Origin of the sequence: Rhodoferax sp., assembly GCF_028715765.1 — a bacterium.
Lineage (GTDB): Bacteria > Pseudomonadota > Gammaproteobacteria > Burkholderiales > Burkholderiaceae_C > Rhodoferax.
Map to the genome: position 1 here is coordinate 19,230 of NZ_JAQURE010000002.1, position 24,640 is coordinate 43,869.

23 protein-coding genes are annotated in these 24,640 nt (G+C 58.0%); 14 read left to right on the top strand and 9 right to left on the bottom strand.

Translation table 11 applies throughout. The annotated features are described in order from the left end of the window. Positions 1-2: 2 nt before the first annotated feature. The 9 genes from fliN to fliF form a co-directional block, all read right to left on the bottom strand. Positions 3-440, bottom strand: a complete 438-nt coding sequence (fliN, locus tag PHT20_RS00980; protein ID WP_301019029.1) for a flagellar motor switch protein FliN — start codon at positions 438-440, stop codon at positions 3-5. Continuing rightward, positions 430-1,434 (bottom strand): flagellar motor switch protein FliM, encoded by a 1,005-nt coding sequence (gene fliM / locus PHT20_RS00985; protein WP_301019030.1) that lies wholly within the window; start codon positions 1,432-1,434, stop codon positions 430-432. Before fliM ends, fliN begins: the two co-directional genes overlap by 11 nt. Positions 1,435-1,452: 18 nt before the next feature. Next, positions 1,453-2,037: a flagellar basal body-associated FliL family protein gene (locus tag PHT20_RS00990; protein ID WP_301019031.1), complete on the bottom strand. Its 585-nt coding sequence runs from the start codon at positions 2,035-2,037 to the stop codon at positions 1,453-1,455. Between the two features lie 115 nt (positions 2,038-2,152). Then, a complete protein-coding gene (locus PHT20_RS00995) occupies positions 2,153-3,475 on the bottom strand; it encodes a flagellar hook-length control protein FliK (protein ID WP_301019032.1) in 1,323 nt (440 codons plus the stop codon). Then, positions 3,472-3,936: a flagellar export protein FliJ gene (gene fliJ / locus PHT20_RS01000; RefSeq protein WP_301019033.1), complete on the bottom strand. Its 465-nt coding sequence runs from the start codon at positions 3,934-3,936 to the stop codon at positions 3,472-3,474. Before fliJ ends, PHT20_RS00995 begins: the two co-directional genes overlap by 4 nt. Before the next feature lie 3 nt (positions 3,937-3,939). Then, complete coding sequence (gene fliI, locus PHT20_RS01005) at positions 3,940-5,364, bottom strand: flagellar protein export ATPase FliI (RefSeq protein WP_301019133.1); 1,425 nt, start codon at positions 5,362-5,364, stop codon at positions 3,940-3,942. Further along, positions 5,354-6,049 carry a FliH/SctL family protein gene (locus PHT20_RS01010; RefSeq protein ID WP_301019034.1) on the bottom strand — a complete coding sequence of 232 codons (696 nt, stop codon included), beginning with the start codon at positions 6,047-6,049 and terminating at the stop codon, positions 5,354-5,356. The genes fliI and PHT20_RS01010 overlap by 11 nt, the downstream gene beginning before the upstream one ends. 2 nt (positions 6,050-6,051) lie before the next feature. Continuing rightward, on the bottom strand, positions 6,052-7,050 hold the full coding sequence (gene fliG / locus PHT20_RS01015; RefSeq protein ID WP_300088411.1) for a flagellar motor switch protein FliG: 999 nt from the start codon (positions 7,048-7,050) through the stop codon (positions 6,052-6,054). Between the two features lie 47 nt (positions 7,051-7,097). Next, positions 7,098-8,789, bottom strand: a complete 1,692-nt coding sequence (gene fliF / locus PHT20_RS01020) for a flagellar basal-body MS-ring/collar protein FliF (protein ID WP_301019035.1) — start codon at positions 8,787-8,789, stop codon at positions 7,098-7,100. Between the two features lie 176 nt (positions 8,790-8,965). Here fliF and fliE point away from each other — a divergent pair, with 176 nt between their 5' ends. The 14 genes from fliE (at position 8,966) to PHT20_RS01085 (ending at position 24,597) form a co-directional block, all read left to right on the top strand. Beyond that, complete coding sequence (gene fliE / locus PHT20_RS01025) at positions 8,966-9,283, top strand: flagellar hook-basal body complex protein FliE (RefSeq protein WP_301019036.1); 318 nt, start codon at positions 8,966-8,968, stop codon at positions 9,281-9,283. Positions 9,284-9,402: 119 nt separating this feature from the next. Then, on the top strand, positions 9,403-9,729 hold the full coding sequence (grxD, locus tag PHT20_RS01030; protein WP_300088246.1) for a Grx4 family monothiol glutaredoxin: 327 nt from the start codon (positions 9,403-9,405) through the stop codon (positions 9,727-9,729). A gap of 115 nt (positions 9,730-9,844) precedes the next feature. Beyond that, positions 9,845-12,019, top strand: a complete 2,175-nt coding sequence (gene metG / locus PHT20_RS01035) for a methionine--tRNA ligase (protein ID WP_301019037.1) — start codon at positions 9,845-9,847, stop codon at positions 12,017-12,019. 130 nt (positions 12,020-12,149) lie between these two features. Further along, positions 12,150-12,467 (top strand): hypothetical protein, encoded by a 318-nt coding sequence (locus PHT20_RS01040; protein WP_301019038.1) that lies wholly within the window; start codon positions 12,150-12,152, stop codon positions 12,465-12,467. 5 nt (positions 12,468-12,472) lie between these two features. Beyond that, the gene (locus PHT20_RS01045; RefSeq protein WP_301019039.1) at positions 12,473-12,775 is read left to right on the top strand and encodes a type II toxin-antitoxin system RelE/ParE family toxin; all 303 of its coding nucleotides are present in this window, start codon (positions 12,473-12,475) and stop codon (positions 12,773-12,775) included. A 236-nt stretch (positions 12,776-13,011) separates the two neighbouring features. After that, positions 13,012-13,302, top strand: a complete 291-nt coding sequence (locus tag PHT20_RS01050; protein ID WP_301019040.1) for a helix-turn-helix domain-containing protein — start codon at positions 13,012-13,014, stop codon at positions 13,300-13,302. Further along, positions 13,302-14,636, top strand: coding sequence for a type II toxin-antitoxin system HipA family toxin (locus PHT20_RS01055; protein WP_301019041.1), 1,335 nt, complete (start codon positions 13,302-13,304; stop codon positions 14,634-14,636). Before PHT20_RS01050 ends, PHT20_RS01055 begins: the two co-directional genes overlap by 1 nt. Before the next feature lie 26 nt (positions 14,637-14,662). Then, positions 14,663-17,266, top strand: a complete 2,604-nt coding sequence (locus tag PHT20_RS01060) for a DNA methyltransferase (RefSeq protein WP_366520864.1) — start codon at positions 14,663-14,665, stop codon at positions 17,264-17,266. After that, entirely contained in the window at positions 17,166-18,617 is a 1,452-nt protein-coding gene (locus PHT20_RS16695) for a type IIL restriction-modification enzyme MmeI (RefSeq protein ID WP_366520865.1), read from the top strand. The genes PHT20_RS01060 and PHT20_RS16695 overlap by 101 nt, the downstream gene beginning before the upstream one ends. Before the next feature lie 61 nt (positions 18,618-18,678). Beyond that, positions 18,679-19,647 carry a LysR substrate-binding domain-containing protein gene (locus tag PHT20_RS01065; RefSeq protein ID WP_301019042.1) on the top strand — a complete coding sequence of 323 codons (969 nt, stop codon included), beginning with the start codon at positions 18,679-18,681 and terminating at the stop codon, positions 19,645-19,647. 271 nt (positions 19,648-19,918) lie between these two features. Further along, a complete protein-coding gene (locus PHT20_RS01070) occupies positions 19,919-21,925 on the top strand; it encodes a proton-conducting transporter membrane subunit (RefSeq protein WP_301019043.1) in 2,007 nt (668 codons plus the stop codon). After that, positions 21,922-22,854: an NADH-quinone oxidoreductase subunit H gene (locus PHT20_RS01075; RefSeq protein ID WP_301019044.1), complete on the top strand. Its 933-nt coding sequence runs from the start codon at positions 21,922-21,924 to the stop codon at positions 22,852-22,854. Before PHT20_RS01070 ends, PHT20_RS01075 begins: the two co-directional genes overlap by 4 nt. Further along, complete coding sequence (locus PHT20_RS01080; RefSeq protein ID WP_301019045.1) at positions 22,851-23,441, top strand: hypothetical protein; 591 nt, start codon at positions 22,851-22,853, stop codon at positions 23,439-23,441. Before PHT20_RS01075 ends, PHT20_RS01080 begins: the two co-directional genes overlap by 4 nt. 106 nt (positions 23,442-23,547) lie before the next feature. Then, a complete protein-coding gene (locus PHT20_RS01085) occupies positions 23,548-24,597 on the top strand; it encodes a PDDEXK nuclease domain-containing protein (RefSeq protein ID WP_301019046.1) in 1,050 nt (349 codons plus the stop codon). Positions 24,598-24,640: the final 43 nt, after the last annotated feature.

The window sequence follows — 24,640 nt, forward strand, 5'->3', positions numbered from 1 at the left end:
CGTCAACCTTTGCTGACGCGGCGCAAACGCTCAGACGGGGTCACCACGTCGGTCAAACGAATGCCAAATTTGTCATTCACCACCACCACTTCACCTTGTGCAATGAGGTAGCCGTTCACCAACACATCCATCGGTTCACCTGCGAGTGCATCGAGCTCCACCACCGACCCTTGCCCCAACTGCAAGATGTGCTTGATAGGCACTTTGGTGCGCCCAAGTTCCACAGACAGCAGCACCGGAATGTCCAACACACGGTTGATGTCGTTGATTTGGGTGTCCGTGCCGCCCGAATAACTGGGCGTGGCGTTACCCGACAACACACCACCCGATTCATTTTTGGCGGTAGCAGCGGCAGCAGTTTCAGCCGTGTTTTGCTCCATCAGGGCTTCGGCCCAATCTGCCATGCCATCGTCTTCGACCGGGGTATCTTCAGTTGCCATGTTTATCACCTTTCCAATTGAGGTCGTTGCTCCTCAGGCATTTGTCAATCTTCAACGCATATTTGGCGTTGTGCGTGCCGTATTGGCATTCAAAAATAGGCACCCCATCCACCTTGGCTTGAATGCGGGGCTGTCGATCCAGCTCAATAAAGTCACCGACCTTCATGGCAATCAGCTGCTCAACAGTCGCATCAGCATGCGCCAACTCTGCCACCAGCACCACCGGTGCGGCTTGAATTTCTTGCGTCAACACATTCACCCAACGCCGATCCACTTCAATGGAATCGCCCTGGGTTGATGAATACAACACATCACGAATCGGCTCAAGCGTGGCGTAAGGCATGCAAATATGCACCGCACCCGTGATTTCACCAATTTCCAACTGAAACGTAGTGGATACCACAATTTCACTGGGCGTGGCAATGTTGGCAAACTGTGGCTGCATTTCAGAGCGCTGGTATTCAAGCTCCAGCGGGTAAATGCCCGTCCAGGCCTTTTTGTACTCTTCGGTGATCACATCCACCATGCGGTTGATCACCCGCTGCTCGGTGGCTGAAAAATCTCGCCCCTCAATGCGGGTCTGAAACTTGCCAATGCCGCCATACAGCGATTCGATCACACCAAACACCAACGCTGGCTCGCACACAATCAAGCCGCTGCCGCGCAATGGACGAATGGCAACGATGTTGAAATTGGTGGGGACTGCCAACTCACGCAAGAAAGCGCTGTAGCGCTGCACACTGACGGGGCCCACAGAAATTTCAGGGCTGCGGCGAATAAAGTTGAACAACCCCACCCGCAAGTTCCGCGCAAAACGCTCGTTGACAATCTCCATGGTGGGCATGCGTCCACGCACAATGCGCTCTTGGCTAGAGATGTTGTACGACCTGACCTCGCCCGTTTCAGCCGCCTCTTCCACCATTTTCTGGCTCTCGCCAGTGACCCCCTCCAGCAGGGCGTCAACTTCTTCTTGCGATAGAAAAGACTCACTCATGATCTGTCAAGCACCAGATTACTGCACGATCAAGCTTGAAAACAGCACACCCACCACCGGGTATTGAACGGCTGCTTTCTTCTTTTTCTTTTTGCTGGGTGCGGGATCTTCTTCTTCACCACCGCCAAACGGCACCGACGTTTCGCGAAGAATTTCTTCAATCAACTTTTGCTTGCCTTCTGAAGAAAGCAATTCGTCGGCAGTTTTTTGCGACAACAGCATCAGCACACTGCTGCGGATGGTTGGCATGTAAGCCTTCACGGAATCCGACGCATGGGCATCAACCACTTCAAGAGTAATGCCAACTTGAGCCACTCGCTCACCACCAGGGTCGGCCAAGTTCACCACCATGTTGTCCATGGGCAAATATACGGGTGGCGTTTTGGCCGCATGCGCTGCCGCAGCTGGCGCATGGTCTGCAGCGGCACCGTCCCCCCCTTCTTCAGCTGCCGCAGCTGCCGCAGCGGCTTTTTGCTTCATGTATAAAAAGCCACCACCACCGCCTAAAACCAATACCAAAACTACACCAATGATGATGAAGAGTTTCTTCTTGCTTTTGGGTGCAGCCTTGGCCTCATCACCCTCTTCATGTTTGGTCGCCACAATTTTTCCTTTACAACACTGGGACTGATTGATTATTGAGCACAGGCGTACGATTGACTTTGCAATAAACGGCTATAAAACCCTTTACACATCTGCCTAGCTGGGTAGTCTACCTTCAGACAAACAAATCCAAGGAGCGCCCCACGCCAGAAGAATGTGTGCGATTCTCCACCGCCTCCAGCGCTTGCGTCTGCACCACTTGGAGTGTTTGGCCACCCGATTTGGGCCGACGCTCACCCGCTGATTGCCCGCCAGCAGCTGACGAACCGATGGTCACACCAGCCAATTGGAGCCCTTGGCTTGTCAGCATGTCTTTTAATTGAGCTGTGGCATTCTCTAAAACTTGCCGAACGCCAGCCTGATCCGTACGAAACTCGATTTGAGTTTGGTCGCCATTCAGCGAAATGCTCACCTCCACAGGGCTGTCACCCAAACCCTCAAGGGTGAGCTCTGCAGATTGCACGCCCTGGCTGGCCCAATAAGTCACGGTTTCGGCCACAGCCCCCTCAGCCACCATCGCTGAAGGCGCAGTCACTTGAAATACGGCATCAGCACGATTCATTGAACTCGTGGCTTGCCCAAACATGCCTTCAAAACTGCGAGAGTCTGTGCCACCTGCCCCCGATTTAGCGTTGGAGCGTGGAGCTTGGCGCACCAGATCAAACCCGTTGCCCAAAGATAAGGCAGCATCTGAGAGCACAGGCGAAAGTCCTGTGGTGAAAAAGTTTGCATTGGCCAACTCTGGCTGAGTTTTTGCCACTGGCACAGACAAAAAAGACTGGTGTGAGCTTCGCTGTGCCAGCAGTTCATGCACAGGGCTCAAACCAGCGGCATTGGGCGTGGTGGGCTCTGACGAGCCTAATGAAATTTGCGAAGCTGCGAAGGGTAATAGGCGATCGGCCTCGTTTTTTGGAGACGACACCCCTGGTTTTTGAGTGCCCGGCGCAGCTCTGCTTAGAGCTCCATCCTTTGCCAAATTTAAAACGGCCACAGGTTGAAACCCATTCACTTGCAGCGCGGGTGCAAGTAAGGATGTCACCAAAGCACTTTGTGATGATTCAGCAGCGTTGGCAAGTGCGAGGTCAGTGGGCACCTGAACCGCCAACCCGCCTGCGTTTGCCAAGGGCATGGTAGTGACAAGGTCTGAACCAGTGTCACTTTCAACAGCAAGTGCTGGTTCAGACACCAGAGCAAGCGCCGCAACAGAAGGGCTAGCACCCAAGAGCGCAACGACATCGGCTTGCGCAACAACTGTTGATTCATCCTCCACAGACACTGTGGCAGGCATGCCATCTGTTGCGTCAGACAAGGCAGACACAAACGAAAACTCGCCTGCACCAGCCGCTTGCGCATTCACTTGCCCCAGCGAATTGGATTTAGTTGCACCGCTGGCATGAGCCTTGCTGGTCTGCGGTGTGGTTTGGATGTCGATGCTCATGGCTGGTTCTCCAAAATTTGTCGTTGCTGCCTGAGGGTTTGCATGGCTGCAAATTCGTCCATTTGTTTTTGCTCCCTGCGTTGCACCAGTTGGTTGGCTTGGGCACGGCGTTTGTCCATCAGCAATTTCAAACTGGCCATGTGCAGCTCGGCTTTCAATAAATCTTGCTGGGCACCGTGCTCACGCTGTTCGGCGCCAAGCAACACCCCCTGCTGCAAATCAATCGCTTGGTGGAGCCGCGCCATGAACTGCCCATGGTGAAGCAACAACTCTGGGGTGGTGCTGATTTGGGCGCGGGTCAGCCAGCGTTGCTCGGTCTCATCTGAATACTGTTGCAGTTGATTCATTTGATCGTGGGCAAACGCGAGTGCATACCGTTGTTTTTGCAATTCAGCCAAAGCTTGGTCACGTTTGGATAAAGCCAAATCTATGGCAAGTTGGAGCGTTTTGAAGTGGCTCATGGCTTACCCCGCTTGGCTCATGTCTATCGGCTCACCCAAAACCTGCGCCATGTCGCGCACACTGTCACTCATGGAAGCGCGCTCAAACATGTCTTGCTGCAAAAACTGCTCCATGGGTCCACGCAAGGCAATGGCCTCATCCAACGCCCGATCGGCGCCACCCACATAAGCGCCAATTTGAACCAAATCGCGCCCTTTTTGGTACGCTGAATACACCGCTTTGAAGCGTCTGGCCGTCCGAAATTGACTTTGCGAGACCACGTTTTGCATCACCCGCGAGGCCGATTGTTCAATGTCTATGGCCGGGAAATGACCCGCCTCCGCCAGTTCGCGGGACAACACAATATGCCCATCCAAAATGGCGCGCGCGGCGTCAGCAATCGGATCTTGCTGGTCATCGCCTTCTGACAACACGGTGTAAAACGCAGTAATCGAGCCCACTCCGTTGAGCCCATTGCCACTGCGTTCAACCAATTGGGGGAGCTTGGCAAAACAAGACGGCGGGTAACCTTTGGTGGCGGGTGGCTCGCCAATGGCCAAGGCAATCTCACGCTGCGCCATGGCATAGCGAGTGAGGGAATCCATCAGCAGCAGCACATGCTTGCCTTTGTCTCTAAAGCTCTCGGCCACTGCCGTGGCATAGGCCGCGCCTTGCATGCGCAACAGCGGCGGTGCATCGGCCGGGGCGGCTACCACCACCGCTCGCGCTCTGCCTTCTTCGCCCAAAATGTCTTCAATGAACTCTTTTACCTCTCGGCCACGTTCACCAATCAACCCCACCACAATCACATCAGCCTGGGTGTAGCGCGCCATCATGCCCATCAGCACGCTTTTCCCCACGCCCGAGCCAGCAAACAAACCCAGGCGCTGCCCGCGCCCGACCGTAAACAAAGCGTTGATGGCGCGAATGCCGGTGTCAAGTGTGTCGCGCACTGGCGCGCGATCCATGGCGTTGATGGGGTGGCGATCCATGGGGACAGAACTCACATCCACAATGGGGCCCATGTAGTCCATGGGCTTGCCATGGGCATCGACCACACGTCCCAGCAAACCGTCGCCCAAAGGCAAACGCAACACCCCTTGCCCAAACTCACGCTGCGTTTGACGGCGTTCACCCAGCATGGGCACGGTCACATAGGCCGGAGCTGGCACCACACTGGCACCACTGGCCAACCCATGCACATCGCCAGCAGGCATTAAAAATGCCCGGTCATTTGAAAACCCAACCACTTCAGCCAACACGGGGGCTTGCGCGCGCATGTTCACCCAGCATTGCGAACCCACTGGCACGCGAATGCCCACCGCCTCTAACACCAAACCCGTCAGCCGTGTCAGCGTGCCACGGGTCTCCAGGCACTGGCCGCTTTGCACACGGCGGGTGGCCTCAGCAAAAAAGGCTTGCCATTGCCCGGTGCAATCAGTGGCCATCATCTGCCACCTCCCACAGGTTATCCAACCCCAACGTAGCCACCACCCGCTGCCATCTTTTTTGCAAACTGGCATCGACCACCATACCCGCAGACTCCACTACACAACCACCTGGCAGCAGCGCCGGGTCGGCACGCAGGGTGATGGCCATGCTGGCAAATTCTGCAGCTGCCAATGGCTCTAAAACCTCCAAGTCTTGCGGGTGCACGCGCACCACAGCAGAGCGGTGCTCGGCGCCCAGCAAATCCAGCGCTTCATGAATCACGGGCATCATCACATTGGGATTCACAGACAACTCTTGGCGCAACACCTGGCGAGCCAAATCACAAGAAAGCTGCAACACCCCCTGTGCCATGACTTGTTGGGCTTGAGACAACTCAGCCTGCGCTGAGGCAAACAACTGGGCAAATTTCTGCGCCGCTTCTTGCGCCTGGTTGGCCAAAAAATCAGCCATTTGCTGCTGCACCTCAGCCTGCGCCTGTTGACGGCCTTGCGCCAGGCCGGCGGTGTAGCCATCTTGGTAACTTTCTTGCTGTTTGGTCTGCAACTGTTCTTCGCTTAAGGCGTCTGCCCGAGCTTTGGCCTGCGCTTGCAGCAATTGAGCAGCGGTGTCGATGGCACCAAATTGCCACTCTTGCACCGCATCAATTTCTTCACCGGGAATAAAGCGGGTGTAGTTGCGCATACTCACACCATGGCGTCGTCGGCGCCACCGCCAATGACAATCGTGCCTTCGTCGGCCAACCGACGCACCACTTTCAGAATTTCTTTTTGCTGTGCCTCCACTTCCGACAAACGCATGGGCCCGCGCGACTCCAGGTCTTCCCGCAACGTCTCAGCCGCACGGGTAGACATGTTGGCCAAGATTTTCTCTTTGAGTTCAGGCTGTGCACCTTTGAGTGCCACGATCAAAACGTCTGACGACACTTCTTTCAACACGGTTTGAATCGACTTGTCGTCGAGCTTGATCACGTCATCAAACACAAACATCTTGTCCATGATTTTTTGCGCCAAATCTGGATCGTGGTTGCGAATGGACTCAATCACCGTACCCTCAATGGCGGTACCCATCAAATTGATCATTTCAGCCGCAGTTTTGACACCACCCAGAGAAGATTTACGCATCTTGTCGCCACCTGCCAACACCTTGAACAACACTTCGTTCAAGTCTTTCAAAGCCGAGGGCTGAATGCCCTCCATGGTGGCCACGCGCAACATCACCTCATTGCGCTGGCGCTCGGTGAAAAATTTCAAAATGTCTGCGGCTTGGTCAAAGTCCAGGTGCACAAGAATAGCCGCCACAATTTGCGGGTGCTCGTTGCGCAGCAGCTCAGCCACACTGGAGGGTTCCATCCACTTCAAGCTCTCGATGCCCGACACGTCACCACCCTGCAAAATGCGGTCAATCAGCAAGGCCGCTTTGTCGTCGCCCAAAGCTCGCTTGAGCACCGAGCGCACGTAGTCACCTGAGTTAGACACCAGCAAGCTTTGTGCGGCGGCCACGCCGGTGAATTTATCCACCACCTCATTGACCCGTTCACGCGTGATGGCCTTGGTTTTGGCAATGGCCTCGCCCAGCTTTTGCACTTCTTTGGGCGATAAATGCTTGAACACCTCTGAGGCCTCGGCTTCCCCCAAAGACATCATCAAAATGGCTGCATCTTCTAGTCCGTCACTTTGCGACATATTTCTTTATCCTCATCCATCCTGGCAAAACCCTGGTGCAGTGCGGCTTACGCAGGCGCTTCACCATTGATCCAGGTCTTGACAATGTTAGCTACCGCTGCAGGGTTGTCGCGGGTTAATTTGCGGGCTTCTTCAAGCGCCAAGTCGGCTGGACTGATCTCAGCGGGCTGGGCTGATGCGCTGGCTGGGCCAGCCAGCAACGGCCGGTCTGGCTGCTCGGCCTCTATGGCATCCAACTGGCCGCCACGCTCGCGTTCTGTCTCGGAAATCTTGACAGGCTGGGCCATCACTTTCAATGCTGGCCGCACCGCCCCCATCAACACCAAGGCACCAAAAAGCAGGGTGCCCAGCGGCCAGGCAAAGCTGCGAGCCAGGTCAAGCAGCTCTGGCTGTTGCCAGAAGGCCAACGGTTGTACCGTGTTTTTCTCAAGCGTAAAAGGCGCAGTCACCACATTCACCGAGTCGCCCCGATCTTTGTTGAAACCCACTGTTTCACGCACCAGTGCAGTCAACTTTTCCATTTGGGCATCGCTCATAGCCGCTGTGGTGGTTTTACCCTTGGCGTCGGTGGTGGTTTGGTGGTTGATGATGACCGCTGCATTGATGCGCTTGACCATGCCTGTGCTGCCGCGCACCACACGCACCGTTTTATCCACTTCGTAATTGATCACAGATTCACGCCTGCCACCGTTGGCTCCCGTGGCGCCATTGGCAGCGCTCAAGGGTTGCGCTGCGCCATTGATCGCGGCGGTGGTAGGCCCCGGGGGTTGATTGGTGGTGGCACCCGGCACGCCAGTGGGCGGGTTGGCACCCGCTGCGGCACCGGCTGTTTCTAACAACTGCTGGCTTCTGATGGCAGTGGCATCGGGCGTTTGATTGGGTTTAAACAGCTCTGAGGTGGACTCGGTTTGAGAAAAATCTAACTCCGCAGTGACTTGTGCCCGCACGTTTTGCCGCCCCACCACAGGCTCCAAGATGTCCAAAATGCGGCTGCTGTAAAGCTGCTCAATCTGCTGCACATATTGCAATTGCTGCGCATCTGCACCCAAGCCACCCACATTGTCTGCAGGTGTGGAGAGCAGTTTGCCGGTGTCGTCCAACACACTCACCGCTTTCGGATCCATCTCTGGCACGCTTGAGGCCACCAAGTGAATGATGCCCGCCAATTGCCCGCGATCCAGACTGCGCCCTGCGTTCAAGCTGACCAACACCGATGCCGACGGTTTTTGCTGGTCTCTGAAAAACCCATTTTGGTTAGGCAAGGCCAGGTGCACCCGGGCGCTTTGCACCGAATTCAACGCCTGAATCGAACGGGTCAACTCGCCTTCGAGCCCACGCTGAAACGTCAATCGCTCTTGAAACTGGGTCATGCCAAACCGGTTGGCGGTATCCATCAGCTCAAAGCCTGTGACAGAAGCTTTGGGCAAGCCCTGTGAAGCCAGTTTGAGTCGGGTGTCATACACCAAGTTGGCGGGCACCAAAATGGCGCCGCCACCTGCGGCATATTGGTAAGGCACATTCATGGTGGTGAGCTGGGCCACGATGGCGCCCCCGTCTTTGTCAGGCAAGTTGGCATACAACACACGCCATTCAGCCTGGCGCCCCATCACCAAACCGATGATGCCAATGGCCACAAACAGCACAATGCCCACCCCCAGGCGAAGCTTTTGAGCCTGATCCAAACCAGCCAAACGCTGAACAAATGTCGGGTTAATGGGTATTGCAAGTGCGGCTGTCATATCAATCTTCCGTAGCAAAAGGGCGTGATGCACCTCTGTTGAAGTTGATTATTAGACCCACCCGGCAAAACATGAGGTTAAAAAGACCTGCTTTTCCCCCTTACTTCAAATTTATGTTTTGCCAAGTGCGTTGCTAGCATCCATGTCAACCCCACACCTTCAGGGCTAAAGACACCATGAACCTCAGATTAACGCCAAATACGATGCCGGTTGCGGTGCGCCCCAGCCTCTTGGGCGGGCAAGCCTCCAGCCCATTGGGTGGCGCTCAATCAGGCGGTTTTTCTGGTGCACTCAAAAGCGCCCTCAATACAGTCAGCGCCGCCCAAAACGATGCCACCCGGCTACAACGTGAAGTGCAGCTGGAAAACCCCCAAGTGAGCTTGGAAGAAACCATGGTGGCCATCCAAAAAGCGCAAATTGGTTTCCAGGCCACCCTGCATGTGCGCAACCGCATGGTGCAGGCCTACACCGACATCATGAACATGCAGGTCTAGCGCTCAAAACTGTACATATTGAGCGCTTTGAAGCACCCATAAGCCAAACAGGGTCACCCCCCAGGGTGGCTTTGATGGTGAAATAATCCTGCCTGTTTTTACTCAAAGGAATTTTCAGCATGAGCGACACCCAACAACGCATTGACGACCTGGTCAAACAAAACGACATCTTGCTCTTCATGAAAGGCACTGCCAGCTTTCCACAGTGCGGCTTCTCTGGCCGTGCCGTGCAAATTTTGAAAGCCTGCGGGGTTGACCCCAAAGCCATCAAAACCGTGAACATTTTGGAAGACGACGCCATCCGCGCTGGCATCAAGGAATACAGCAACTGGCCCACCATCCCGCAGTTTTACCTGAAGGGCGAGTTCATTGGCGGCTCTGACATCATGATGGAAATGTATGAAAAGGGCGAATTGCAAACCATGTTGGGCACACCAGCCGCCTGATCTGCACAACCACTTCAACAGCCAAGCGCGGGCAGTCGCAAGACCCCCGCGCTTTTGTTTGCCGCCAACACGCCCGACTAAAATCGCGGCTCTTTTCCCCACGATTGCCCCCGTCATGACCCGCCAACTCTTTGTCACCACCGCCCTGCCCTACGCCAACGGCAATTTCCACATTGGCCACATCATGGAATACATCCAGGCCGACATCTGGGTGCGTTACCAGCGCATGATGGGCAACGCGGTAGATTTTTGCGGCGCGGACGACACCCATGGCGCACCCATCATGATTGCCGCTGAAAAAGCCGGCATCACCCCGCAACAATTTGTGGCCAACATTGCTGCCGGGCGCAAGCCCTACCTGGATGGCTTTCACATCCGTTTTGACAACTGGCACAGCACCGACGCGCCAGAGAACCACGCGCTGGCACAGGCCATCTACCGCAGCCTGCGCGACCACAAAGACGGCTCGCTGATAGAAGTTCGCACCATCGAGCAGTTTTTCGACCCCGAAAAAAACATGTTTCTGCCGGACCGCTTCATCAAAGGTGAATGCCCCAAGTGCCACTCAGCAGACCAGTACGGCGACAACTGCGAGCAATGCGGTGCGGTGTACGCCCCTACTGATTTGATCAACCCTTTTTCGGCGTTGTCTGGCGCCAAACCCGAACTCAAAAGCTCAGAACACTTCTTCTTCAAACTCTCCGACCCACGCTGCGTGGCGTTTCTGGAAAGCTGGACGCAAGACGGCAAGCTGCAGCCCGAAGTGGCCAACAAGATCAAAGAATGGTTCACCGTGCGCACCAACCCGGACGGCACGACCAGCGAAGGCCTGGGCGACTGGGACATCAGCCGTGACGCGCCCTACTTTGGCATTGAAATCCCCGACGCACCGGGCAAGTACTTCTACGTTTGGCTCGACGCGCCCATTGGCTACCTGGCCTCGCTGAAAAACCTGTGCACCAAGCGCGGTGTGGACTACGAGGCCTACATGGCCAACCCGTTGCTTGAGCAATACCACTTCATCGGCAAAGACATCGTCACTTTCCACACCCTGTTCTGGCCCGCCACGCTGCATTTCAGCGGCCGCAAAACGCCCAACAACGTGTTTGTGCACGGTTTCCTGACAGTGAACAACGGCGAAAAGATGAGCAAGAGCCGTGGCACCGGGCTGGACCCACTCAAATACCTCAAGCTCGGCATGAACCCCGAGTGGCTGCGCTACTACCTGGCAGCCAAACTCAGCGCCCGCAACGAAGACATCGACTTCAATGCCGACGACTTCATGGCGCGAGTCAATGCCGACCTGATTGGCAAATTCGTCAACATTGCCAGCCGAGCCGCCGGCTTTCTGACCAAGCGCTTTGACGGCAAATTTGGTACCGTGGGTGAAGATGGCGCAGCGCTGCTGCACGACATGCGCGGCCAATCATCCGCCATCGCTCAACTCTATGAAGCCCGCGAATATGCCAAGGCCATGAAAGAAACCATGAGCCTGGCCGACCGCGTGAACGCCTTTGTGGACGCCAACAAACCCTGGGAGCTGGCCAAACACCCCGAGCAAACTGCGCGTTTGCAAGACGTGTGCACGGTGTGCCTGAAAGCCTTTCGCATCCTGACCTGCTACCTCAAGCCGGTGTTGCCAGAACTGGCGGCGCAAGTCGAGCGGTTCTTGAACATTGCCCCCTTGAGCTTTGCCAACATCACCCAACCGCTTGAAGCTGGCCATGTGATAGACACCTACCAGCACCTGATGCAGCGCGTGGATGCCAAGCAACTTGATGCATTGTTTGAGCCTCTAGAGCAGGTAGAACAAGCGCATATAGCTACAGAATTAGCAGCAAATGCAAAAGCTGGCGACAAAAAAACAGCCAAAGCCGCCGCCCCGGCGGTAGCGGCAGACCCGACCGCCCCTGGCGGTGAGGCCGTTGCGCCCACCATCACCATCGACGACTTTGCCAAGATCGACCTGCGCATTGCCAAAATCTTGAGCTGCACGGCGGTAGCCGGCTCCACCAAGCTGCTGCAATTGACGCTGGACGCAGGTGAACAAGACGAGGCCGGTCAGCCCAAAACCCGCAACGTCTTCAGCGGTATTGCCAGCATGTACCAGCCCGAACAACTGGTCGGCAAACTCACCGTGCTGGTGGCCAACCTGGCTCCGCGCAAGATGAAATTTGGCGTGTCTGAGGGCATGGTGCTGGCCGCCAGCCACGCCGACGAAAAAGCCCAACCCGGCATCTACGTGCTGGAACCGTTTGCCGGAGCCCAGCCGGGCATGCGCATTCACTAGAAATCGCCACCCCGAGGGGCGAGGCATAGAGGGCAGCTGGCCGATGCGAGTCTTGGTGACTTGCCTGTGGAGCGCGGTGCCAAAGTTCAAAGGTAGTAATATTTGACTACCTAACGAATTGGAGCAAAAAATGCACGCCACCAGCATCGCGAGTAAACCAACCAGTTTGAAGTTGCCCGCAGCGCTCAAAACGCAGCTTGAAGATGATGCGCGCAAAGCTGGCCTAAGCCTGCACGCGTTCATGGTGCAAACCCTGGCCGAATCAGTACGCCGCACACGTCAGCGTGAAGCATTCACGCGTGACGCCATGACCGCCTTGAGCGACATGAAGACCAGTGGATCAGGCTACGAACTGGGTCATGTCCGTGCTTATTTCTCAAATTTGGCCAATCACCACAAAGGCTTACAAGCTAAGCCGCAAGACCTAGCACCTACGCGTCTGGGCTGATTTTTATGTCTGGTGTGTTCCTGAGCCAAGCAGCATTTGACGATCTACTTCGGCTGGAGGAATTTCTGGTCGAGTCAGATGATCTGATGGCGAGTGAGTTGCTGGACTTCATCTTGGACGCTTTGCAAGTTTTGACGCATCAGCCCGGCATCGGTCGACCCGTTGAGGGTGGACTGCGAGAACTCATTATTTCGCGTAGGCGCAGCGGTTATCTGGCGCGCTACGAATTCGACGAGGCCCGCGATCTGGTTCTTGTGGCACGCATTCGCCATCAACGTGAATCCGGATACGCGCAAGGCGAGCTTTGACAAAGGGAAACAACCCAGCCCGAACAACTGGCATCTACGTGCTGGAGCCGTTTGCCGGAGCCCAGCCGGGCATGCGCATTCATTGAGGGTGAGTCAGAAATTGGTCTGACAACTGCTCGCGCAGCGCCGCGAGGTCTCGCGCACGCCATGCTTACTATTTATCATCTTTAAATGATTAATTGACATCATCACATTTAAGTAATATGCTGATAATATTACTTAGAGGTAATTTTTTCATGGACTATCGCATCGCCATTGCAGACCAACTCGCGCCGCAACTGCGCTCTATGCGCAAAGCGCGCCAACTGAGCCAGGCGGACCTGGCTCTCAAACTAGGCGTTACCCAGTCACGCATCGCAGCCATTGAGCGCAACCCTGCGGCAGTCAGCACCGGGCAGCTGCTGGAGATTCTGAATATTTTGGGTGTTGACCTGGTCTTGCGTGATACGCAGGCTCAGGCTGGCGACAGCTCTTCACAACCCGACAATCCCAAAAATTCCAGCACCGGCTCACAAGGAGAGTGGTAATGGGCGCACTGGCCATCTGGATGAATGGAGAAATGGTCGGCACCTGGCGCGTGGGGCGCACCGGCCACCACCAGCTGGACTACGCGCCGTCCTGGCGAGCCTCGGCGCGCAGCCGTCCACTGTCTCTGTCGCTGCCATTCACGGCCGACAACCGGCTGGAGGGCGACGTGGTTCGCAACTATTTTGACAACCTGCTGCCTGACAGTGATGGCATTCGCAAGCGCATCAGTGAACGCTTTCGCACCAAAGGCACAGATGTCTTCACGCTGCTGCAAGCGGTTGGCCGAGACTGCGCGGGTGCGGTGCAACTGCTGCTGCCAGGCGTGACCCCACAAGGCTTTGATCAACTCAGGTACGAGTCACTCACGACTGAGCAAGTGGAAAATCATCTGGCTGCTTTGGGCTCCCAAATCGGCGTGGGGGCACAGGATGATGAAGAAGATTTGCGCCTGTCCATTGCCGGTGCGCAAGAAAAAACAGCATTGCTCCAAGTCAACGGCCAATGGTGTCGCCCCCTGGGTGCCACGCCCACCACCCATATCCTCAAGCCACCGATTGGCATCACCACCGGACGCAACCTGGACCTGCGCCTGTCTGTTGAGAACGAATGGCTTTGCAATCAAATTGTGCGCGAGCTGGGTTTGCCCGCAGCCGAGTGCCAGATGCAGAACTTTGGCGCACGGCGGGCGCTGGTAGTCCAGCGCTTTGACCGAAGCTGGCACCCAGCGGGTTGGATTGCCCGCTTGCCCCAAGAGGACTTTTGCCAAGCCAAAGGGGTTGCCAGCAACCAGAAGTACGAGCAGCAGGGTGGTCCCAGCATCGAGGCCTGCCTCGAGGTGCTCAAAGGCGGCGCGGCTTTCCATGAAGACGGGCGAAACTTCTTGTGCGCCCAACTGCTGTTTTGGTTTCTGGCGGCCATCGACGGGCATGCCAAAAACTTCTCCCTGTTTGTGCTGCCCGGTGGCCGCTACCGGATGACACCCCTGTACGACGTGCTTTCTGCTTGGCCGCTGATCGGCACCGGCCCACACGCCCTGCAGTACAAAAAGACCAAGCTGGCCATGGCTGTTCGCGGCAAGTCAGCACACTACAAGCTGTGTGAAATCCAGCGCCGCCATTGGCAAGCATTGGCCAAACGCAGTGCCGTGGACGGCGCTTGGGATGCCATGCTGGACATGACGCAGCGATTGGACGCAGCGCTGACGGCCGTTGAACAACGCTTGCCAGCCGACTTTCCCGCAGAACTGGCACGCGCTGTATTCCAGGGCGTGCGCCAGCACTTGGAGCAGTTCAATCGAAGAGGGTTGCCGGCGGACGATGCCGCCGGCGAATGACCTCGCCCATTTGCTATGCTTTCCCAATGCACCCCACGCCCTCCACCCTGCCAGCCGACACCGCCGCCCACGCCTTCATCACCCGCTGGCGCGGCTGCACCGCCAGCGAACTCTCTACCGCGCAGAGCTTTGTGATCGACCTGTGCGCCCTGCTGGACGTTGACAAACCGCACCCCACCCCCGATCAAAGCTACATGTTCGAGCGCCCGGTCACCTTCCAGCATGGTGACGGCACCAGCAGCCCTGGCCGCATTGACTGCTACCGCCGGGGCGCGTTTTGCCTGGAGTCCAAAAAGCTCAAAGCCGCGGGCCACACCAAAGGCTTTGACGACGGCCTCTTGCGCGCCCGCAGCCAGGCTGAAAACTACGCCCGCGCCCTGCCCGCCAGCGAAGGCCGCCCGCCCTTTGTGCTGGTGGTCGATGTCGGCACGGTGATTGAGGTGTATGCCGAATTCAGCCAAAGCGGTGCCACCTACACACCGTTTCCCGACCCGCGCAGCCACCGCATTCGCCTGGAAGACCTGGCCAAAGCCGAGGTGCGCGCGCGCCTGCGCCAAATCTGGCATGACCCGCACAGCCTGAACCCGGCCGGTATCAGCGCCCGCGTGACACGCCAGGTAGCCGACCTGCTGGCGCGCCTGGCCAAGGCCATTGAAAGCAACCCGGCTTATGAGTCAAATAAGCCTCTAGAGCAAACGAATCAAGCGCGAGTAGATCCTGAAAAGATAGCATCTTTCCTGACCCGCTGTTTGTTCAGCATGTTTGCCGAAGACGTGGGTCTGCTGCCCAAAGACGCCTTCATAGGCTTGCTCAAAACCCACCGTGCCGACCCGCCCCTGCTGCGCCTGATGCTGCAAAGCCTGTGGGCTGACATGGATCGGGGTGGTTTTTGCCCAGCGCTGGCCAGCCGCGTACTGCACTTCAATGGCAAATTGTTCAAAGAGCCCACGTCTGACGGCTACAGCCTGCTACTGAAACCAGAGCAAATTGACCTGCTGATCGAAGCCGCCGGTGCCAACTGGCGCGAGGTCGAACCGGCCATTTTTGGCACCCTGCTGGAGCGTGCCCTGAACCCCACCGAGCGCCACGCCCTGGGCGCCCACTACACACCGCGTGCTTATGTGGAGCGGCTGGTGCTGCCCACGGTGGTGGAACCCCTGCGCCTGGAGTGGGCCAACGCACAAGCCGCCGCGCTGGTGTTGGCGCATGAAGCCGCTGAACTGGAAGCCAGCCCACCCGTGGCCAAAGGCGGCACAGATGCTGCCAGCTTTGACCGCCAGCAGCTCAAAGCCGACCAGCTCGCCAGCCAGCGCCATGCCGCCGCCGTGCGTGCCAAATGGCGTGAGGCACGGGCGCAGGTCAAGGCCTTTCACCACCGGCTGTGCAGCCTGCGCGTGCTCGACCCGGCCTGTGGCAGTGCCAATTTTTTGTATGTGACGCTGGAGCATTTGAAGCGCCTGGAGGGCGAGGTGCTCAACCAGTTGACCGCCTTGGGCGACGCCCAAGATGCGTTAACTGAGGGCACTGAAACCGTGACCTTGCAGCAGTTGCAGGGCATTGAGCTCAACCCGCGAGCCGCTGCGCTGGCCGAGCTGGTGCTGTGGATTGGCTGGCTGCAGTGGCACATTCGCACCCAAGGCAACGCCGCCGTGGCCGAACCCGTGGTGCACAACTACCACAACATCGACTGCCGCGACGCCGTGCTGGCCTGGGACAGCCGGGTGCCCGCGCATGACGCCGCCGGCCAGCTGCTCAGCCGCTCGGACGGTCTGAGTGTCAAACCGCACCCGGTCACCGGGGAATGGGTGCCCGATGAAACTGCGCAGGTGCCACAGTGGCGCTACCTGGGCGCGCGCCAGGCGGCTTGGCCGCAAGCGGATTTTGTGGTGGGGAACCCGCCTTTTATTGGGGCTGCTGCCATGCGCTCAACGCTGGGTGATGGTTATGTGCAAGCGCTGCGCGCGGCCTGGCCGCAAGTGCCCGAGTCAGCTGATTTTGTGATGTTTTGGTGGGCACGCGCCGCCGCTTTGGTGACTGCCGGGCAAGTTGAACGCATGGGGCTGATCACCACCAACAGCCTGCGTCAGACCTTTAACCGGCGGGTGGTGCAGGCGGCGTTGGACGGGCGTTTGAATTTGGTCGATGCTGCTTTGGGGGGCTTGGCTGTGGCAAATGCAGGGGCGGCTGCGGGTTTGGGTGGCGCTGGGGCTGGCATGGCCGGGAGCCTCATACTGTCAAATGCCCAGAAATCGGCTCCCGGCCATGCCAGCCCCAGCGCTGAGACGCCTGTTGCACTCAGGCCTGCTTCAAACAGCCAAAACCGGACGGCCAGTTCAACTGCAAACGCAACAGCAACCGCAAACGCACAAGCTGCTGCGCTGCACCTGGCCTTTGCCATTCCTGACCACCCGTGGGTGGACAGTGCCGACGGTGCTGCCGTGCGCATTGCCATGACCGTGGTCGCACGCGCAGATGCAACAAGCGCCAAGCCGCTAGCACAAAGGGGGTCAAATTCACGCCGATTTGACCGTGGGCGCCAAGCTGGCCGACGCGCAGCCGCTCAAGGCCAACCAGAACTTGAGCAACCGCGGAGTTCAGCTGTTTGGTGCAGGTTTCATTCTGACCCCTGATGAGGCCGCAGCCTTGGGCAACCCCGCCATCGTCAAGGACTACTGCAACGGGCGCGACCTGACTGACACCCCGCGTGGCGTCAAGGTGATTGACGCGTTTGGGCTCAGCGCTGACCAGCTGCGCTTGCAATTCCCGGCAACGTTTCAATGGCTGCTGGAACGCGTCAAACCGGAACGTGATCAGAACAACCGAGCAAGCTACCGTGACAACTGGTGGTTTTTTGGCGAACCTCGCAAAGTGCTCAGACAGCAACTCGCCAACCTGCCGCGCTACATCGCCACCGTCGAAACGGCCAAGCATCGGGTGTTTCAATTTCTGGATGCCAGCATCTTGCCGGACAACCGTCTTGTTGCCATTGCTTTGGACGATGCCTTCTGCCTTGGTGTGTTATCCAGCCATGTGCATCATGTGTGGGCGCTGGCAACTGGTGGCACGCTTGAAGACCGCCCGGTCTATACCAAGTCAATTTGTTTTGAAACCTTCCCCTTTCCCAGCGAAGACACCGGCCTGACCCCGGCGCTGCGCGAAAAAATCAGCGCACTTGCCGAGCAGATCGACCAACACCGCAAGCGGGTCTTGGGTCTTTTGCCATCCACTGCCAGCTCACACGCCCACACCGCCCCGGCGCACCACGCACCCGCGAACCCACTATTTCAACAGGATAATCAGCCTCTAGCGCTTATGAATAAAGCACAAGCAGCTATCAATTCAGTATCAACCATGACCACCGCCAGCCCCGCCAAGCCAGACAAAAGCCTCACGCTGACGGGTCTTTACAACGTGCTGCAAGCCCTACGCGTTGGCCGAGCGCTCACCGCCAAAGAAAAGCACATCCACAGCGCTGGGCTAGTGGGTGTGCTCAAAACCTTGCACGACGAGCTTGACGCGGCTGTGCTGGCCGCCTACGGCTGGGGCGATCTGGCACACATGCCGTCACCCAGCCAGGCCAAAGACGAACTGCTGCAGCGCCTGGTGGCGATGAACCAGCGCCGTGCCTTGGAGGAAGCCAACGCACAGGTGCGCTGGTTGCGCCCAGCGTTTCAAAACCCACTCTCTAAAACAGAGCTACCCATGCAGGTACAACAAGCGCTAGAGGTCGATTTGGCATCTAACCCTGCCAGCCGTGCGAAGTTGCCTGAAAGCTGGCCAGCCACCTTGCCAGAGCAAGTCAAAGCCGTGGTGCAGGTGCTGAGCCGCAACCCGGGCGCGTTGACACTGGCACAAATTGCAGCCCACTTCGGCACCAGCGCCAGCCTGAAAAAGTCCCTGCCCACGCTGCTGCAAACCCTGGAAGCCCTGGGTCGCGCACACCGGGTAGCAGCCAACGGTGCCGAGCTGTGGCGGGCGTAGACGAGCATGGCACCACGGCTCTCGTTTGTAGACTCACACCATCGCAACTTTCCCCGTTCATATGGAAACCAAATGGCTTGAAGACTTTGTGAGCTTGGCTGAAACCCGCAGTTTCAGCCGCTCTGCGCAGCTGCGCCATGTGACACAGCCAGCTTTTTCGCGGCGCATTCAGTCGCTGGAGGCGTGGGCGGGCACAGACCTGGTAGACCGCAGCAGCTACCCCACGCGCTTGTCGCCCGCCGGGCTCACGCTCTACGGCCAGGCGCTGGAGGTGTTGCAGGCCATTCAAACCACCCGCGCCATGCTGCGCGGCCATGTGTCTGCGGCGCAGGATGTGATTGAATTTGCCGTGCCACACACGCTGGCATTCACCTTTTTCCCGGCCTGGGTCACCAGCTTGCGCAGTCAGTTTGGCCCCATCAAAAGCCGCCTGATTGCGCTCAACGTGCACGATGCCGTGATGCGGCTGGTAGAAGGCAATTGTGATCTGCTGATTGCCTACCACCATGCATCTCAACCTTATCAGCTGGACGCTAACCGCTATGAAATGGTGAGTTTGGGTGAGGAAACCATTGCCCCTTATTGCAAACCAGACGAGCATGGCAACCCGCTGTTTGAGCTGCCTGGCAAAGCCGGGCGCCCGCTGCCGTTTTTGGCCTATGCGCAGGGCGCTTACCTGGGGCAAATGGTGGATTTGATTTTGAAGCACAGCAGCGCCCCCATCCACTTTGACCGGGTCTACGAAACCGACATGGCCGAGGGGCTGAAAGCCATGGCGCTTGAAGGCCATGGCGTGGCATTTTTGCCTTTGAGCGCGGTGCGCAAAGAGTTGCGCGCCCATCAGCTGGTGAGCGCAGCACCGGTAGACCTGAAAGACTTGACCATCACCATGGAAGTGCGTGCCTACCGCGAGCGAGCGCACAACGGCCTGGCCAGCACAGCCCGCGCAGGCAAAGCCATGCCCGACCCAGCCCACACCAGCGCCCAAGCGCTGTGGCAGTTTTTGCAAGAGCACCGCAACGCGGTTTAACTGAACAAGTCCCGGTGAGACTGCGTGCCGGACGAGGCAAGTTGCGAGACAGTTTGGCCAGCGTAAAATCCGCAGCTTCATGAAACGCCTTGCGCACGCCCTCACCCACGGTCAAACCCTGATGCTTTCCAAGCGTCGCCACTTTGACATGCGCTTGCACCACAGTGGGCCACCGCACCGCACTTGAACCGCTTTTGTTCAATGTTTTGTGGTGCATCATGACGCTATTCCCCTTTCCATTTTCCCAAGTTAACCCCCTTAGGTTGCTCGCATGAACCAGTTGTTGGCTGCAGCGTTGACGCTGATTTTGGGTGCCGTGCTGGCCATGCTGCCGGTTAAAAACGGTTGGCGTGCTGCCTTTGGCATCGTCTCGCAAAGCCTGGCCACGGGCTTGACCTGGGCTGCGGTGTGGCCGGTGTTTGCTGGCAATACCGAGCCTTATGTCGAGCTGCCCTGGGGTTACCCAATTGGCGCGGTGCACTTCAGGCTGGACGCACTGGGCGCCTTCTTTTTAAGCTGGTCGTTGCCCATGACGCTGTTAGGAGCGGTGTATGCCGTGGGCTATTTACGCAAATACTTTGACTCAGCCCGTCACGTGGGCGTGCACTTTGCGCTGCTGAACATGATTTCGCTCTCGTTTTTGATGGTCTACACCGGCGAGCATGCCGTGACGTTTTTGATGGGGTGGGAAATTGCCGCGCTATCGGCCTGGCTGCTGGTGATTTGGGACTACAGCAACCAAAAAGTGCGCTTTGCTGGCTTCAATTACCTGGTGTCTACCCACATCGGCCTGATCTTTTTGGTAGCGGCGTTCATGATTTTGTACACCCAAACGCAAAGCTGGTACCTAGACGACTTTGGCGACTGGATGAGCACCCACCCCGGCACCATTCGCAACACGGTGTTTTTGCTGCTGCTGACCAGCTTTGGGCTTAAGTCGGCGTTTTTTCCCTTTCACTCGTGGTTGCCACGCGCCCACGCAGCTGCCCCGGCCAATGTGAGCGCCTTGATGTCGGGCGTGATCCACAAGGCTGGCCTGTTTGCGCTGCTGCACTTTTTGCTGATTCAGGGCAAGCCCGATGCCTGGATGGGCTGGGCGCTGATCGCGTTCTCGGTCACTTCAGCGGTGATTGGCGGGCTGTACACCGTGGGGCAGCGCGACCTGAAGCGCCTGCTGGGGTATTCGTCTACTGAGAACGTGGGCATTGCCGGCATTGGCTTTGGCATTGGCACGCTGGGCCTGGCCTGGGACGTGCCGGGTCTGGTGGCGCTGGGCTTTGCTGGCGGCTTGCTGCACATCTTGAACCATGCGTTTTTCAAATGCCAGCTGTTTTATGCTGCAGGCTGCGTCTACCAAGCCAAGCATGGTGTGGACATTGATCGCCTGGGTGGTTTGGCCAAGCTGATGCCGCTGACCGCGGTGAGTTTTTTGATTGGCGGCATTGCCATCTCGGCACTGCCGCCGTTCAACGGCTTTGCCAGCGAATTTTTGATCTACAGCGGCTTGTTCACCGGCGAGACGATTGGTGTGTGGGCCAAGCTGCTGCTGGCCGGGGTGGCCACGCTGCTGGCGTTTGTGGGGGCGGTGTCAGCGCTGTCCATCACCCGTGCTTATGGCGTGATTTTCATGGGGCAGTCGCGCGACGACACCTTGCCCGCCGGGCACGAACCCAGCAATTGGATGCTGGTGCCCTTACTGGTGCACACCGCAGGCACCGTGCTGCTGGGCTTGATGCCCGTGCTGGGGCTGGCGCTGGTAGCGGCACCCACCCGGCTGTTTTTGCATGCCGTGCCCGATGCCATGACCGAGGAAGCCATGCAACACGTGCACGAGGTGCTGAGCCGGGTGAGCCTGATTTCGGTGTCGGTTGCCGCACTGATTTTGCTGGCCTGGGGGTTGCGCCGTGCCCTGCGCCGCCAAGCCCCGGCGGCTGGCCCCACCTGGGGCTGCGGCTACACCGCAGGCAGCGCCCGGGTGCAATACACCGGCAGCAGTTTTGCCAGAGATTTTGCCAACAACTACCAAAGTGTCATGGTGCTGCTGAAACGCCAAAAAGCGCCGCAAGGCTATTTCCCTGAGGACGCTTACCTCATCACCGACTGTGTGGACGCGGTCGAGCGGCGTTTGTACAACGTCATTGGCCATGGCGACGAGTCCGCCAGCCTGATCTCCAAACTCATGCACGAAGACGACCCGCGCCTGGGCTTTGCCCTGGGGCTGGCCGCCGTGGTGGCCATTGCTGCACTGGTGGTACTGGCACAAGGAGCCTTGCCATGACGCTGACCACCTGGTTGACGCTGCTGCATGTGGCGCTGGTGCTGACCATGCCGTTTGTGCTGGTGGGGGTGATCAACCGCACCAAATCGTTGTGGGCGGCGCGCAAAGGCCCGTTGCTGCTGCAGTCTTACCACGACCTGCGCCGCCTGCTGCGCAAACGCCCGGTGGTCAGCCACACCGCCACACCGCTGTTTCGGCTGGGGGCTTATGTGGTGCTGGTGTGCGCGCTGTGCGCCATGGCCTTTGTGCCGGTGCTGGGGCAGTTTGCGCCGCTGTCGTTTGCCAACGACTTTGTCGCGGTGGCCTACATCTTGGGGTTGGCGCGCATTGTGCTCATGCTCTCGGCCATGGACGTGGGCAGCCCGTTTGAAGGCATGGGCGCCGCGCGCGAAGCCAAATTTGGCGCATTTGCCGAACCTGCGCTGTTTTTGTTGCTGGGCACACTGGGCGCTGCCACCGGCTTGAGCAGCTTTGCCGACATGTTTGGCCACGTGCACCACACGCCTTATTACCTGCTGATGGTGCTGCCGCTGGCTTTGGCGCTGCTGATTTTGCTGCAAACCGAGGCTGCCCGCGTGCCGGTAGACGACCCCCTGACCCACCTGGAGCTGACCATGATTCACGAGGTCATGATTCTTGACCACAGCGGCCCCGAGCTGGCGGCCATGCAATACGCCGCCGGCCTGAAGATGACGCTTTACGCCGGGCTTATGGCCACCCTGCTCAACCCCTTTGACCCCTTGTCTGCGCCCCTGTTTGCCACCGCCACTTCCGTGGCGCTGATGCTGGCAGTGGCCGTGGTGGTGGGCTGCTTTGAGTCGCTGATGGCGCGGCTGCCACTGAAATGGGTCACCCGCTATGTTTGGCTGGCGGGCTGGCTGACACTGCTGGCCGCGGCAACAGTGGGTGTCACAGGAGGTGGCTTATGAATGTGGCCAACAACCCCAGCCTGGCCTTGATCGCCTGCTTGCTGGCCACCTTGATTCCGGTCTTTTTTGGCAAATTGGCGGTCACCCCCACCTGGCTGAGCCTGCAGGCGCTGGCCTTGGGCTGGATCACCCTCAACAAGCACCACGAGCTTGACTTTCATGCGCTGGAAGCTGGGCTGGAGATTTTGATCATCCGCGCCTGGCTGGTGCCGCACCTGCTGCGCCGCACGCTGGCATGCACCCGAGCAGCCGAGCACGATGTGATGCCGTCCAACCTGTTTGCCTGGGGCGTGGCGGTGGCGTTGATCATTTTGGCATTTCAGTTTGGCGACGGCGCCCGTGCCGATGTGCGTGCGCTCACGCTTGGGGTGGCTGCCGCCACCGTCACCATTGCCTTTTTGGTGCTGGCCACCAACCGCGAGCCGGTAGCGCAATTAGTAGCGCTGCTATTCATGGAAAACGCACTGGCGTTGTTTGAGTCGCTCATGCCAGAGCCCTGGCCACTGCCGGTGCACGTGGCTGTGAGCAGTGTCTATGTGGGTACCGTGGCGGTGGGCAGCTGGCTGATACGGGGGCAGCGTTTGTGAGGGGCTGGAGGTCAGACGGTCAAATTCGTCACGAGACTCGTGACGAATTTTTGCGATACAGCCTGCTATCGTCCCAACAAGCTTTTTTCAAGAATGAAAGCCTGACATGACCCGTATGACAAACCCCTTGCTGCCGCCCGCCGAGCTACTGGAAGCCTTGCGCAAACTGATTCAGCAAGGCCGCCAGCAGGCGCTGCGTGCAGTGGACATGGTGCAGGTGCAAACCTGCTGGCAAGTGGGCCGCCACATTGTGGAGTTTGAGCAGGGCGGCGAGTCGCGTGCAAGTTACGGCAAAAAGCTGTTGCCCCGGTTGGCAGAAGTGTTGACACAGGAATATGGCAAGGGGTTTGATGCGTCAAACCTGCGCTACATGCGCTTGTTTTATCAGGCCTTCCCAATGTGTGACGCACTGCGTCACGAATTGAGCTGGACGCACTATCGACTGTTGCTGCGGGTCAGCGACGAAAAAGCCCGCCAGTGGTACATGAACGAGGCCGCCGCGCAAAACTGGAGTTCGCGCGCACTCGACCGGCAAATCAACACCTTGTATTTTGAGCGCTTGCTGCTCAGCAGCGACAAGACCAGCGTGACCGAAGAGGCCAATACCAACATCGCAGCATTGCCCCAAACACCCAGAGAGTTTGTGCGTGACCCAGTGTTGCTGGAGTTTTTGGGTTTGCCTGGCATGGGCAAACTGCTGGAATCGAAGCTGGAGCAGGCGTTGATGGACAAGCTGCAAGGCTTTTTGCTGGAGCTGGGCAAGGGTTTTGCCTTTGTGGCGCGGCAGCAGCGCATCAGCACCGAGACCAAAGACTTTTACATTGATCTGGTGTTTTACAACTACCTGCTCAAGTGCTTTGTGCTGATTGATCTGAAAACCGGCGACCTGACGCATCAGGATGTCGGCCAGATGGACATGTATGTGCGCATGTACGACGACTTGCGCCGTGGCTCGGACGACAACCCCAGCGTCGGCATTTTGTTGTGTGACCACAAAGATCAGGCGCTGGTGCGCTATTCGGTGCTCAACGACAGCGAGCAAATTTTTGCCAGCAAGTACCGCCTGGTGTTACCTACCGAAGAGGAGCTGCGTGCCGAAATTGCCCGGGAACGCGAAGCCATTGAGGACGGGCGCAGAAATGAAGATGCCGAATGAAACCCCACAGCCATATTGACACCAAGCCCAGGTAAAACAAGCG

What these genes read in the sequence shown, in the direction of transcription:
- fliN (WP_301019029.1), bottom strand. Translation starts at nt 440, where the DNA reads ATGGCAACTGAAGATACCCCGGTCGAAGACGATGGCATGGCAGATTGG.
- fliM (WP_301019030.1), bottom strand. Translation starts at nt 1,434, where the DNA reads ATGAGTGAGTCTTTTCTATCGCAAGAAGAAGTTGACGCCCTGCTGGAG.
- PHT20_RS00995 (WP_301019032.1), bottom strand. Translation starts at nt 3,475, where the DNA reads ATGAGCATCGACATCCAAACCACACCGCAGACCAGCAAGGCTCATGCC.
- fliJ (WP_301019033.1), bottom strand. Translation starts at nt 3,936, where the DNA reads ATGAGCCACTTCAAAACGCTCCAACTTGCCATAGATTTGGCTTTATCC.
- fliI (WP_301019133.1), bottom strand. Translation starts at nt 5,364, where the DNA reads ATGGCCACTGATTGCACCGGGCAATGGCAAGCCTTTTTTGCTGAGGCC.
- PHT20_RS01010 (WP_301019034.1), bottom strand. Translation starts at nt 6,049, where the DNA reads ATGCGCAACTACACCCGCTTTATTCCCGGTGAAGAAATTGATGCGGTG.
- fliG (WP_300088411.1), bottom strand. Translation starts at nt 7,050, where the DNA reads ATGTCGCAAAGTGACGGACTAGAAGATGCAGCCATTTTGATGATGTCT.
- fliF (WP_301019035.1), bottom strand. Translation starts at nt 8,789, where the DNA reads ATGACAGCCGCACTTGCAATACCCATTAACCCGACATTTGTTCAGCGT.
- fliE (WP_301019036.1), top strand. Translation starts at nt 8,966, where the DNA reads ATGAACCTCAGATTAACGCCAAATACGATGCCGGTTGCGGTGCGCCCC.
- grxD (WP_300088246.1), top strand. Translation starts at nt 9,403, where the DNA reads ATGAGCGACACCCAACAACGCATTGACGACCTGGTCAAACAAAACGAC.
- metG (WP_301019037.1), top strand. Translation starts at nt 9,845, where the DNA reads ATGACCCGCCAACTCTTTGTCACCACCGCCCTGCCCTACGCCAACGGC.
- PHT20_RS01040 (WP_301019038.1), top strand. Translation starts at nt 12,150, where the DNA reads ATGCACGCCACCAGCATCGCGAGTAAACCAACCAGTTTGAAGTTGCCC.
- PHT20_RS01045 (WP_301019039.1), top strand. Translation starts at nt 12,473, where the DNA reads ATGTCTGGTGTGTTCCTGAGCCAAGCAGCATTTGACGATCTACTTCGG.
- PHT20_RS01050 (WP_301019040.1), top strand. Translation starts at nt 13,012, where the DNA reads ATGGACTATCGCATCGCCATTGCAGACCAACTCGCGCCGCAACTGCGC.
- PHT20_RS01055 (WP_301019041.1), top strand. Translation starts at nt 13,302, where the DNA reads ATGGGCGCACTGGCCATCTGGATGAATGGAGAAATGGTCGGCACCTGG.
- PHT20_RS01060 (WP_366520864.1), top strand. Translation starts at nt 14,663, where the DNA reads ATGCACCCCACGCCCTCCACCCTGCCAGCCGACACCGCCGCCCACGCC.
- PHT20_RS01065 (WP_301019042.1), top strand. Translation starts at nt 18,679, where the DNA reads ATGGAAACCAAATGGCTTGAAGACTTTGTGAGCTTGGCTGAAACCCGC.
- PHT20_RS01070 (WP_301019043.1), top strand. Translation starts at nt 19,919, where the DNA reads ATGAACCAGTTGTTGGCTGCAGCGTTGACGCTGATTTTGGGTGCCGTG.
- PHT20_RS01075 (WP_301019044.1), top strand. Translation starts at nt 21,922, where the DNA reads ATGACGCTGACCACCTGGTTGACGCTGCTGCATGTGGCGCTGGTGCTG.
- PHT20_RS01080 (WP_301019045.1), top strand. Translation starts at nt 22,851, where the DNA reads ATGAATGTGGCCAACAACCCCAGCCTGGCCTTGATCGCCTGCTTGCTG.
- PHT20_RS01085 (WP_301019046.1), top strand. Translation starts at nt 23,548, where the DNA reads ATGACCCGTATGACAAACCCCTTGCTGCCGCCCGCCGAGCTACTGGAA.